At 29.5% G+C, this 12,125-nt stretch carries 14 protein-coding genes; 3 read left to right on the top strand and 11 right to left on the bottom strand.

Annotated elements, in window-relative coordinates; translation table 11 throughout:
- Nucleotides 1-372: 372 nt before the first annotated feature.
- From QZZ11_RS03350 to QZZ11_RS03335, 4 genes are read right to left on the bottom strand one after another with little or no spacing between them, the layout of a single operon-like run.
- A complete protein-coding gene (locus tag QZZ11_RS03350; RefSeq protein ID WP_292473608.1) occupies nt 373-1,215 on the bottom strand; it encodes an ATP-binding cassette domain-containing protein in 843 nt (280 codons plus the stop codon).
- A 25-nt stretch (nt 1,216-1,240) separates the two neighbouring features.
- Entirely contained in the window at nt 1,241-2,029 is a 789-nt protein-coding gene (gene cbiQ / locus QZZ11_RS03345) for a cobalt ECF transporter T component CbiQ (protein ID WP_292473607.1), read from the bottom strand.
- Nucleotides 2,030-2,086: 57 nt separating this feature from the next.
- Nucleotides 2,087-2,380, bottom strand: coding sequence for an energy-coupling factor ABC transporter substrate-binding protein (locus tag QZZ11_RS03340; protein ID WP_292473610.1), 294 nt, complete (start codon nt 2,378-2,380; stop codon nt 2,087-2,089).
- A gap of 7 nt (nt 2,381-2,387) precedes the next feature.
- Nucleotides 2,388-3,062, bottom strand: a complete 675-nt coding sequence (locus QZZ11_RS03335) for an energy-coupling factor ABC transporter permease (protein WP_292473606.1) — start codon at nt 3,060-3,062, stop codon at nt 2,388-2,390.
- A 326-nt stretch (nt 3,063-3,388) separates the two neighbouring features.
- Here QZZ11_RS03335 and pyrF point away from each other — a divergent pair, with 326 nt between their 5' ends.
- On the top strand, nt 3,389-4,036 hold the full coding sequence (gene pyrF, locus QZZ11_RS03330) for an orotidine-5'-phosphate decarboxylase (RefSeq protein WP_292473605.1): 648 nt from the start codon (nt 3,389-3,391) through the stop codon (nt 4,034-4,036).
- On the opposite strand, the gene QZZ11_RS03325 is transcribed toward pyrF, so the two are convergent.
- From QZZ11_RS03325 to QZZ11_RS03315, 3 genes are read right to left on the bottom strand one after another with little or no spacing between them, the layout of a single operon-like run.
- Nucleotides 3,986-4,552: a hypothetical protein gene (locus QZZ11_RS03325; RefSeq protein WP_292473604.1), complete on the bottom strand. Its 567-nt coding sequence runs from the start codon at nt 4,550-4,552 to the stop codon at nt 3,986-3,988. The two genes, pyrF and QZZ11_RS03325, sit on opposite strands and share 51 nt — an antisense overlap.
- A gap of 50 nt (nt 4,553-4,602) precedes the next feature.
- Nucleotides 4,603-5,520: a deoxyhypusine synthase gene (locus QZZ11_RS03320; protein ID WP_292473603.1), complete on the bottom strand. Its 918-nt coding sequence runs from the start codon at nt 5,518-5,520 to the stop codon at nt 4,603-4,605.
- 60 nt (nt 5,521-5,580) lie between these two features.
- A complete protein-coding gene (locus tag QZZ11_RS03315) occupies nt 5,581-6,471 on the bottom strand; it encodes a CBS domain-containing protein (protein WP_292473601.1) in 891 nt (296 codons plus the stop codon).
- Between the two features lie 245 nt (nt 6,472-6,716).
- Here QZZ11_RS03315 and atwA point away from each other — a divergent pair, with 245 nt between their 5' ends.
- A complete protein-coding gene (gene atwA / locus QZZ11_RS03310; protein WP_292473599.1) occupies nt 6,717-8,315 on the top strand; it encodes a methyl coenzyme M reductase system, component A2 in 1,599 nt (532 codons plus the stop codon).
- A gap of 121 nt (nt 8,316-8,436) precedes the next feature.
- On the opposite strand, the gene cofH is transcribed toward atwA, so the two are convergent.
- From cofH to hisA, 4 genes are all read right to left on the bottom strand, one after another.
- Nucleotides 8,437-9,486, bottom strand: coding sequence for a 5-amino-6-(D-ribitylamino)uracil--L-tyrosine 4-hydroxyphenyl transferase CofH (gene cofH / locus QZZ11_RS03305; RefSeq protein WP_292473597.1), 1,050 nt, complete (start codon nt 9,484-9,486; stop codon nt 8,437-8,439).
- A 118-nt stretch (nt 9,487-9,604) separates the two neighbouring features.
- Nucleotides 9,605-9,901 (bottom strand): hypothetical protein, encoded by a 297-nt coding sequence (locus QZZ11_RS03300; protein WP_292473595.1) that lies wholly within the window; start codon nt 9,899-9,901, stop codon nt 9,605-9,607.
- A 74-nt stretch (nt 9,902-9,975) separates the two neighbouring features.
- Nucleotides 9,976-10,422: an FAD synthase gene (locus QZZ11_RS03295; protein WP_292473593.1), complete on the bottom strand. Its 447-nt coding sequence runs from the start codon at nt 10,420-10,422 to the stop codon at nt 9,976-9,978.
- Nucleotides 10,423-10,442: 20 nt separating this feature from the next.
- Nucleotides 10,443-11,156, bottom strand: a complete 714-nt coding sequence (hisA, locus tag QZZ11_RS03290; protein ID WP_292473591.1) for a 1-(5-phosphoribosyl)-5-[(5-phosphoribosylamino)methylideneamino]imidazole-4-carboxamide isomerase — start codon at nt 11,154-11,156, stop codon at nt 10,443-10,445.
- Between the two features lie 135 nt (nt 11,157-11,291).
- Between hisA and truA the strand changes: the two genes are divergently transcribed.
- A complete protein-coding gene (gene truA / locus QZZ11_RS03285; RefSeq protein ID WP_292473589.1) occupies nt 11,292-12,119 on the top strand; it encodes a tRNA pseudouridine(38-40) synthase TruA in 828 nt (275 codons plus the stop codon).
- Nucleotides 12,120-12,125 lie beyond the last annotated feature (6 nt).

Here is a 12,125-nt window from a genome sequence, read left to right as displayed (position 1 = left end):
CTTTTCTTTCTAATTTTTTAATTATTCCCTGAAAGTAATCTACATCAATTCCCTCTGGCATATTTCAATCCTCCTTTAATTTTTGAATAAAAAAATATGATTATAAATTAAAAGTAGTTGTTTAAATAATCATTTTATCTGTAATATAGTATGTAAATCATAGTAATTATATTTTTTAAAAAATACCAAAATAAAAATAATATGTATGAAACGTATAAAAAGTGGTGGAGAAAATGAGTTCAAAAAAAACTTAGATAAAATTAACACACATACAATTAATAAATATTAAAAATTTATTATTAACCATATTATATTAAAAGTATTATCAAGAATCATTAAACTCAAAAATCAAAAAAAGAAATTATGAAATAATCATAATTTTTCAAGTAAAGTTTCACGAGCATCTGCTACGGTTAATGGATATCCATCATCACCAAATACTATGTCATCTTCTTGTTCTAACATTTCAAATATTTGGCCTACCCAAGGTAACCTTAAATCTGCATCTTCAATGACCTTTTCATCACCAAATACTTCACGACAAGTACCTTGTTTTAAAATTTTACCTTTTCTTAAAACATTTATGTTATCAGAATACATTGGTACCAAATCAACATCGTGAGTTGAAACAATAATAGTCATTCCATCAGCATTTAAATCATATAATAATTGCATAATTGCTGAAGCACCATTAGGATCTAACCCACTGGTAGGTTCGTCTAAAACCATTACTTTAGGTTCCATTGCAAGAATACCTGCAATAGCAACACGTTTTTTCTGACCTCCACTTAAATGATGTGGAGCTTTTTGAGCATATTCAGACATTCCAACTCTTTCTAATGAAGTTTCAACTCGACGTCTAACTTCTTCTTCATCAAGACCCATATTCATAGGACCAAATGCAACATCTTCGTAAACTGTAGGTGCAAATAATTGATCATCCGGATTTTGGAATACTACTCCTACTTTTGCTCTTGCCTTTAGTAAACTTTTTTTATCATATTTTAATGGTTCGCCTTCAATGATAATTTGACCACTCGTAGGTTCTATAATTCCATTAAAATGTAAGAAAAAAGTACTTTTTCCTGCCCCATTAGGACCTAATATTGATATCATCTGCCCTTCTTCGACTTTGAAATCAATACCTTTGATAGCTTGTGTCCCATCAGGATAATTATAATGTAAATCTTTTACTTCTAAAATTGTTTGTGCCATAATATATCTCCCAAATATTACTTAATTAAAATATAGTCCAATTACCTAATTTAATTATTGCAAATACTGATAAAATTACAAATAATATAATTAATATCCAATCTCTAATTGAAACATCTTTAATGGAATCTCCTTCACGAATCATATTTAATTGACCGTTATATCCTCTAGAAGCCAAAGCTTTGTAGGAGATTTCACCTTGTTCCCACGTTCTTATGAATACCATACCTGCAAGAGCTGCTAGACATTTCATCCAACTCATATAATTATGATATCCTAATCTAGTTTTTTGAGAATTATACATTGTTGCAGTTACATCTAAGAATAAAAAGATATATCTATACATCAATATTGCTAAATCAGTAATAACTGCCGGAACGTGTAAATCATGGAATATAGCAAAGATACGATTCATTGGAGTTGTAAGAATTAAAAATCCTAAAGCAGCTACACCACCTAAAACTCTAAAGAATACCAACATAGCCTGATTTATTCCACCTTTTGTAATTCCAATTCCAAACCCTAAAGTCCAAATTTGTTCCCCTGTACCTAAGAATGCTAAGAATATTCCTGATAAAATAGCAAATCCCAATGGAATTGCCATAAAAGTTGCATAAAATCTTAATGGAATCTTAGCGAAATACAATATTAAGAAAGAACACAGTAAGAATATTAAGAAAGGAAATATAGGCGATCCAGTCATTAAGTTAAGTAATATCGCTAATAAAGCAAATATTATTTTAGAATAAATATTACTTTCAGATAGCTCATTATTCGTTGAATAATGATCCAAAGTATCTTCAAAAATTGACATATCCACCACTCAAAAAAAATTAAAAAAAAAAATAATTATGCTAAGAAATTAACATAATTATTCATTTTTATTTACTTTTTTACCACCGTGCCAGTAACCAAAGATATAACCAATGATTATTGCACCTATTGCAGCTTGTAAAGCGAAAAGTAAACTTTCGATTTCTCCACTAGGTGGTTCCCAAGGGGATGCAGCCCAAATTTCATAATCTGGGTTATTTTCTTCAATAGCTTCTCCACCAGCATCGTCACTTCCACCGAAGAAACCATCATCTTCGCCATGACCATTGTACATAACTAAAGGAGCAATGATCAAAATAGCTACAATTGCTAATAATACTATATTTTTCATATCCATTTTAATTAGCTCCTGCTTCTTGTTCTGAAATTACACCTAATTTTACAAGAATATCAGGTCTTGCGTTTTCGATGTAATTATATATGACTGTTGATAATAAACCTTCTGCAATTGCTAAAGGTATTTGAGTAATTGCAAAAATACCGAAGAATGTAGCGAAAGTTGCTCCCATGTCAGCACCTGGGAATGCTAATGCTAATTCTACAGAAGTTGTTATGTAAGTCATTAAATCTGCTACAAATGCTGTAAAGAACATTGAAATTGATGCAGATATGTTTGCTTTTCTAAGTGCTACCCAAACTATGTAACCACATACCGGCCCCATAATACCCATAGAGAATATGTTTGCTCCGAGGGTTGTTAATCCACCGTGTGCTAATAATATAGCTTGGAATAATAATACTATTACTGATAAAACTGCGGTTACTGCTGGACCAAAGAATGCTGTACCTAAACCATTACCACATGGGTGAGAACAACTTCCACTTACTGATGGCATTTTTAATGATGATAATATAAACATAAATGCTCCGGAAAGTGCAAGTAAAGGCATTGCATCATCATTTTCTGCAGTGTATTTTTTAATTTGCATTATACCATAAATTACTACAACAGCAGAAATGATAAACCAAATAGCACACCACATTGGTGGCAAGTAACCTTCCATTATGTGCATGTTTTATTTTCCTCCATATCATAAAAACTTATTAATTTAAAAAATATATTTCGTTATCAAATGAATTTTCATTAACATAACAAAGTATGATTATTACTTTATGTAGTTTAATATTTAAATATTATGATTTTTTTTTAAAGTAAAATAGAACCAAATATTAAAATATGTTTATATTTAACAAAGAATTCATCACTCATTATTTAAAATTCCCGTTTGGAAAAATATAACCCAAAATAATTTGATAAGAAAAAAAAATCACCAATTCAAGGTAGGATAATCCAAAATAATAATTAAAATAATTAAATACAAAAAATATAATAATAATTATGAAAGTCAAAAATCAAATCATATTAGCTTTAGACGTTGAAGAAAAAGAAAAAGCATTTTCAATACTAGAAGAGACCACACAATACCTAGATACTATTAAAATTGGATATCCTATTACTTTAGCATTAGGTCCAAAAATAATCACGGACATTAAGGATAATTTTGATGTAAAAATAATTGCTGATTTTAAAGTTGCAGACATTGATGCAACTAACGAAAAAATAGTTAGAAATACATTGAATTATGGTGCAGACTCAATAATTGTCCATGGATTTACCGGAGAAGATAGTGTTACAGCATGTAAAGAAGCAGCTGAAAAATTAGGAAAGGAAATATTTTTACTTACCGAAATGTCACACCCTGGCGCTGATAAATTCCTAAAACCAGTGTCATTAGATATTGCTCAGATGGGAGTAGAATTAGACATAAAGAATTATGTTGCTCCTGCAACCAAACTAGACCGGTTGAAAAAAATTAGGGAGATTGTAGGAAAAGATGCTTTTATAATCTCTCCAGGTGTAGGTTTCCAAGGTGGTGAAGCCAAAGACACATTAAACTACGCCAATGCAGCAATTATTGGTAGAAGCATATATAACTCAGAATCTCCTCAGGAATCTTTGGAACAAATCATTAAATCTATCAGTTAATTCGTTTGAAAATTCATAACACAAATCAAATAAATAAAAATATACTATTGTTATTGGTTCAAAAAATAGGAAACCATCTAAAAAAGTATTTGGAATTATTATTTTAATCAATGTTAATAAAGATAATACAAATACTGAAATCTTCAACACGTAGCGATATTTAAGTAGCTTATCCAGGTTGCTTAAATATTTCATATTTTCTTCTTTTTCATCAGCAAAATCATTTCCCTTTTCATCAAGATATGCTGCTATTATACATATAACTAAACATAACCAACTAAAATGTGGAATACCTATTAAATATAATATTATTATGAATAATATTGCTGAAATTATATGATTAATAGAGTCAACTTTAAATGCTAATGCCGTTCCTACAAGTATGCTTATAAAAATACATGCAGCATCACCATTATATGAACAAACCAATAATGTAAAGAATACACATAATATTCCTGTAATAACAGCTAATGGTAAATTATCTTTTTCATCTATATATTCATCAGACGTTTTCATAAAATATCCTGATAAAGCAAAACATATTGCATCCAAAATCATAGTATAACCTATTTTATTTTATCCAGTGCTCCTGCAACAATTAAAGGGAATAATACTGTAGCATCACCCACAACTGTAACTAAATTTGAACCTTTTTTAGCTTTTGCCCAAGATTTTGCTTCTTCAAGTGGTGCTCCACTTAAACTACCGCCTTCACTACGATCCAAAGTAATCTGGATACCTGCATCTATACCTCCCGTAAGAATATTTGATGCTAAAGTATAATGTTTTGGAAGTCCTCCCCCCAACATACATGCAGTTACTTTTTTGGAGTCATATACAAAATCAGATAAATATGCCATATCTTCTACAGCACTGATTGTGAAATCATGATCCTGACAATATATCCATAATTGAAGTCCAATCATACAATCAATTAAGCCCGGAGAAAATATTGGGACACCTTTTCTAGCTGCTGTGGCAATAAATGATTCTTCATCATCAATCAGCATACCTATTTCATAAATAAATTTTTGTATTGATATAGAATCGTATTTTTCATTAATCTGTTCAAAAACCTTATGAATTTCTTCCTCGAAAATTTCGAAATCATCAGATTTTGTGTATATGTCTGCAATTCTTCCCATCCCATTATCTTGTAATGTTTCATCATCCTGACCAGTACTAATATAATGTCGGCCACCAAAGGATTCCACCAAATCATGAGTTAAATTTGCACCGCTTGATATAATTAAATCAACATACCCGTGATAAATTAAATCCCGTACAACTTTTCTTAATCCTCCAGGAATCATTGGCCCTGCTAAACTTAAAAATATTTTAGTATCTTCATCTTTCATAGAATCAGCCAAAAGATTCGTAGCATGAGCTATTCTTCCTGCACCTAAAACACCAGATTCTTCCAACTGTTTCATAAAATCTTCGATTGACATATCTTTTGTAATTTCTAAATGTTTAACTTTCATAAAAAAAATTCTCCATAAAAATAAAATTTTAAAAAAAGAAAATAATTAAAAAAAAAATAATTAAGAATCATAAGTGAATGTTACTAACCTACGTAATATTCCTGAAAATGTTAACATACTTGTAATATTTTCTTTTTCATCCAATAATAACAATATAGAAACATCTTTATGATACATTGTGGACATACTATGCATCAATGAGTTTGTTTCCTTAGCAATAGCTACCTTCTCATCCATCAAATCCTTAACTTTTGCATCAAAATTATTTTCGGATACACTTTTAATAACATCAGAATATTTTACAATTCCTTTTATTTCATCATCTACAATAACTGGGATAGCTTTAATCTGTTTCTCTATCATGATTTTTGAAATTTCTACCAAATTGACTTCATAATCCACAGAACAATCCAATGGAGTGGATAATTCTTTTACCTGGATATTTGGTATACTGAGAATACCCTCTGTCTTAATTAGTAGAGCATTATCTACATCATCCCTACCAATTATTGTCCCTAAAACTGTTAAATTATTTACAGGAGTAGGACCTATTTTAATTTTATTATCAAGATCCAACTGTTTAATATCTCCTAAAACTGTAATAGTAGCTTCACAGTCCCCTGGTCTAATAATATTTGTAAATTCTATTTTATTTACTGAAACATCGGATATTAATTCATCATTTACACGTATAGGTACATGAATTTCACAGGGATCGTTTTCAATATTCAAAGTATGATAAGCTTCAAGTGTAGGTTTATATCCCCCTCTAGGACCAGGTACTCCTTGAACTAAACCTAAACTACGTAAGGATTGCATTTGATTTCTAATTGTTCCCGAATTACGCCCCATCAATTCTGCAATATTTTCACATTTTACGGAAGTACATTTTGATTTCCTGTATAAATTAATTAGAGTTTGCAATATCTCTTTTTGTACTGATGTTAACAAGTTTACCACCTTAAATAAAATCATTCTTACGAAAATATTCAAGCATCTTTAAAAAAAACCTTTAGTGATATATCTCTCATTTTTGTTATAAAAAGGTTATGATTAATAATGATAAATTATATTTCAAAAACTATAATACTAATTAAAAAAAGAAATAGAAACTATATAATATTAAACTACGAAATTAATTATTCTAATAAACCAAATAATTTATCATAAAATTAGTCTCATATAAGGTGTAATTAATGAGCTTTATAGAAGTAAAAAATGTTACAAAAAAATTTGATAACGAACCTGTATTAAAAAATATTAACATCGACATTTATGAAGGGGAAGTGCTTGGTGTACTCGGTAGAAGTGGTTCAGGTAAATCCGTTTTATTAAATATGTTAAGGGGAATACCAGAATACGAACCGGATGAAGGTGAAGTAATCTACCACGTTTCAGAATGTTCAAAATGTCATCGTGTAGATGTTCCTTCAAAAGTTAACTCTCCATGTTCCTGTGGTGGAAAATTAGAAGAAAAAGAAATAAATTTATGGAAAAGTTCACGTTCAGACTTTGCAGCAGTAAAAAGACGTATATCCATTATGTTACAAAGGACATTTGCTTTATACGAAGAAAAAACTGTTATTGAAAATATTATGCAATCCTTTGAAAATCAAAGAGATCCAGATAATATCAACAAAGCTATTAATTTACTAAAAATTACAAGAATGGAACACAGAACAACCCACGTTGCACGTGATTTAAGTGGTGGAGAAAAACAGAGAATTGTATTAGCTAGACAATTAGCTAAAAATCCAATGTTATTCCTCGCAGACGAACCTACCGGAACATTAGATCCAAAAACTGCAAAAGTAATTCACAAAGCTTTATTAAACGGTGTTAAAGATAAAAACATCACCATGATAATTAACTCCCACTGGCCGGAAGTAATTAAAGATTTATCAGATAGAGTAATCTGGTTAGAAAAAGGAGAAATTCTTGAAGATGGTGAACCTGAAGGAATTGTTGAAAAATTTGTGCAAGAAATCCCATTACCTAAAAAACATGAAAGTGTGGCAATTGGTGATCCATTAATTAGAATGGTTGATTTAAAGAAATATTATTTCTCAGTTACACGTGGTGTTGTAAAATCTGTAGATGGTGTCACATTAACAATTAATGAGGGCGAAATTGCAAGTATCGTTGGATTAAGTGGTGCTGGAAAAACAACATTATCAAAATTAATAGCCGGACTTATTGAACCAAGTGACGGTGAAATAGAAGTTAGATTAGGTGAAGAATGGATAGATATTGCTAAAAAAGGACCACAACACAGAGGACGTGTAACCCCACACATAGGATTATTACACCAAGATTTCAGTTTATACCCTTACAAAACAATACTAGGTAACCTTACTGATGCTATTAGCTTAGATTTACCTTTAGAATTCGCAAAAATGAAATCATTACACGTTTTAACAGCAGTCGGATTTAAAGAAGAAGAAGCAGCATCCTTACTTGAAAAATATCCTGATCAAATGAGTGGTGGGGAAAGACATAGAGTAGCTATTGCTCAAGTATTAATCAAAGAACCAAATATTGTAATATTAGATGAACCTACCGGTACTATGGATCCAATTACAAGAAGACATGTAACAGAATCAATTTTAAATGCTCGTGAAGAATTAGATCAGACTTTCGTAATTATTTCACACGATATGGACTTTGTTCTAGAATGTTGTGATTCAGCAGCATTAATGCGTGAAGGAAAATTATTAGACCATGGAAAACCAGAAGATATCGTAAAACAATTAACATCACAAGAAAAAACTAAAATGCTTAATAAACAATTGTAATTATCCTTTTCCACTCCCCATTTTTAAATCTTTTTTTTTGAATTGATTTTTAAAAAATCTAAAAATTTGAAAGTAAATAATAAAAATAAAAAAAAATGGAAGAACCATTTAAAGTTTTTAATTATAAAAGGTCATATCTTGTTGTACGTTCTTGCGGAATCCTTCCAATATCTGTAATAACCTGTTTAATTTTTTCTGTAGGAAAATAACCGCCAAATTCAGAACCTGCTGCTATAGATATTTTATCCTCAAACATGGTTCCACCAATATCATTTGCTCCACAATTCAAAGCCATTTGAGTCATTTTAAATCCTAGTTTTACCCAGGAAACTTGTATGTTGGGAATACTTTCCCCAAATATAATTCTGGAAATTGCATGAAGTTTTAAATCTTCAATAGCTGTTGCTCCATGGCATGTTTTACCTAATTCATTATTTTCACCCAAAAAAGTTAATGGAACAAATTCTGTGAACCCCTTGGTTTCTTCTTGAATTTCCTTCAATAAAAATAAATGTTTAATCCTATCTTCCCATGATTCTACTGTACCATACATCATAGTTGATGTTGTTTTAATTCCTAATTCATGAGCTTCTTTAATTACATCAACCCATTCCTGAGAATTTAATTTATTGGGACATATTTGTTCCCGTATAGAATCAACCAATATTTCTGCAGAAGCCCCAGTCATAGTATCCATACCTGCATCTTTTAACTGTTTTAATGCATCATACGTAGTTATTCCAGAATTTTTAGCAGTTTGAAAAACCTCAGCAGGCGATAATGCATGTAAACAAATATCATAATTATCCTTAATTTCTTTAATCAAGTCACAATAATAATTAATACCCATTTCTTTTGTTATTCCACCAAATAAACAAATTTCTGTGGCTCCATTAGATTTTGCTTGTGAAATACTATCCAATACTTCCTCATTTGTCATCCAGTAATTTTCATGATTTCTAAATGAACAAAATTTACAGCCGATTATACAATTATCTGTAATATCTATTGCCTTATTAACAACAAATGTTACAACATCACCATTGATTTTTTTTCTTAAATTATCTGCAGTATCAAATAGTTGAAATTGATTCGCAGAATGAATCAATCTATTTGCTATGTCTGGAGTAATTTCATTATCTAAAGATTTATTATAAATATCATCCAACATTGAATCACATACCCCTAAAATAATTATGCGGTTCTTAAAATTAAATTTGAATGATATTATTAAAATATTTTTGTAAAAATAGTTATTTAAAAAAAGATATATAAAAAAAAAGAATAAATTATTGTGGTAAATGTAATTTCCATAAGTAATAAATTTCTTCTATTTTGTCTTGTTTTTTGGAACGTTTTTTGGATTTCTTTTTAAGAGTAGATTCTTCACCAGTCCAATCATCAACTACTTCATCTAAGAATTTTGCAATTTCTTCATCATAATAACGAGTACCTATTGTGTAATATTCAGGTTCATTACGAATATAAATTATACCACTTTTTTCTTTTTCATCCATTCCTCGTCCTTTTTCATCCATAATTTCAGTAATTTCTAATAATGTATCATAATATTTCTTTGCTACCATGAAGATATCTCCTTAAAATGTTATTAAAATATAATATTTATATATCTATTTAATATATTATATTAAATTTTGTATTATTCACAATCATCAAAAACTTTTTCATCGAAATGAGTTCTTTTGATTTTTTTAATTATTTTACATGAACTATCTAATTCAAACTTTTTATAATCCTTTATCTTAACCACTTCACAAGAAAGTCCCATAGATTGTAATTGTTTTTGAAGTTTTTCTGGTGAAAAATTTTGATCCGGACCAATAGCAATTATATCAGGTTTTTTCTCCAAAACTATTTTAAAAGGATCATTTTCATCACCAATAAATACATCATCAACAACTTTAAGTTTAGAAATCATTTCTGCCCTTTGTTCTTGATTCATTATTGGAATTCTTTTGTGTTTTTCAACTGTTTTGTCCGTTGCAATAACAACAAACAATTCTGCACCAGCACCACCTAATTTTTTTGCTTCTTCCAAATAAAAAGCATGCCCTGGATGAATGATATCAAATGTTCCTGAAGCCATTACTTTAATAATATCCGCCCCTATTTCTGAAATTGAATTGTATCTTCAAAGTTTATTACTCCTTTATATAAAGCAGAACCTATAACAACATAATCTGTTCCCAAATCATATAATACTTTCAAATCATCTAAAGAAGTTATTCCACCAGAATATATGATTGGTATGGATAAATTTGACAATAATTCTTTAACTGGCTTTAAATCAATTCCTTTTAATAAACCTTCAACATCAACATTGGTAAATAAAATAGAACCTGCACCTTTTTCTTCAAAAATTTTAGCATATTCTAATGGTGATTTATCCGTGAATTCTGTCCACCCGTGTGTTACCACTTTATTATCTTTACTATCTAAAGAAACACAAATTCTCTCTGAACCATATTCTTCAGATAATTGTTCAATATATTCCGGATTTTTAATTGCCATTGTTCCAATAATTACCGTGGTGATTCCAGCATCCAATAATTTTTTTGCATCATCTAATGTTCTAATTCCACCACCCATCTGAACAGGAACTTGTGATTTTTCAATAATTTTCTTAACTATGTTTAAATTTTCACCACTACCTAAAGCCCCATCCAAATCTACTACATGTAAACGTTTAGCACCTTTTTGAATCCAGTTCATTGCTACTTCATCCGGATTATCTATTATCACTTGTTCCGTTCCAGGTTCACCTTGAACTAATTGAACACATTTTCCATTTTTTAAATCAACTGCTGGTATAATTATCATTAAATCAACTCATTATGGCTTATTAAATTATAGTTTATTAAATCAAATATTTTTAATTTTCTAAAAAATTAAAATAATTTAAATTATAATTAACATAACTTATTAATAATAAAAAAATAATTGAGTTGGTATTAAATGAGAAGAGTTGCATTAAAAATAGCATATATTGGAAGCAAATTCCATGGATATCAACGACAACCCAATTACAGAACTGTCGAAGGAGAACTATTAAAAGCTTTTTTTGAAGCGGGAGTAATTGAAGATACATGGAAAGCCCATTATTCTGTTGCAGGTAGGACCGATAAGGGAGTCCATTCTACAGGAAATGTAATATCATTTATTACTGATGAAACTATTAGAATCAATTATTTAAATGGATTATTACCGAAAGATATTAAAATAATTGGTGAAGCAAAAGTTCCTTATGGATTTAAAGTAAGATTTCCTCTATCTAGAACATATACATATATACAGCCATTTAATCCATTTGAAACTGACCAGTTAGACTTTGAAAAAATGAAAAAAGCTATGAAATATTTTATAGGTGAACACAATTTCAGAAATTTTTCAAAAAGACATGAAAAAAATCCCAATAGGAAGATTTTTGACATGGACATGACTGTCGAAGATAATGTCATATTATTTACTGTTGTTGGTGAAAGTTTCTTATGGAATATGGTAAGAAAAATGGTTACCTCCCTGATTATGGTTGGTAAAAACGAACTGGAAACTGAAGATATCAAAAGATTATTACAGCCAATAGAATTAAGAGAAACTATACGATTAAGACCTGCACCAGCTAATGGATTAATCTTAAGTGATATGAATTACAAGAATATCAAATTCACGGAACATGAATATTCAAAAGAAAAACTTATAGAAGAATTAAAAAAAGAATTTATGATTAACGAACAAGAAAAATATGCTGATGCTAAAATTATCGATTTACTTCAAGGACATTAAGTGATA

The organism is Methanosphaera sp., from assembly GCF_016282985.1.
In the GTDB taxonomy this organism is placed as follows: domain Archaea; phylum Methanobacteriota; class Methanobacteria; order Methanobacteriales; family Methanobacteriaceae; genus Methanosphaera.
The sequence above is the reverse complement of the archived record's forward strand: the minus strand, read 5'-3'. Positions and strand labels throughout refer to the sequence as shown.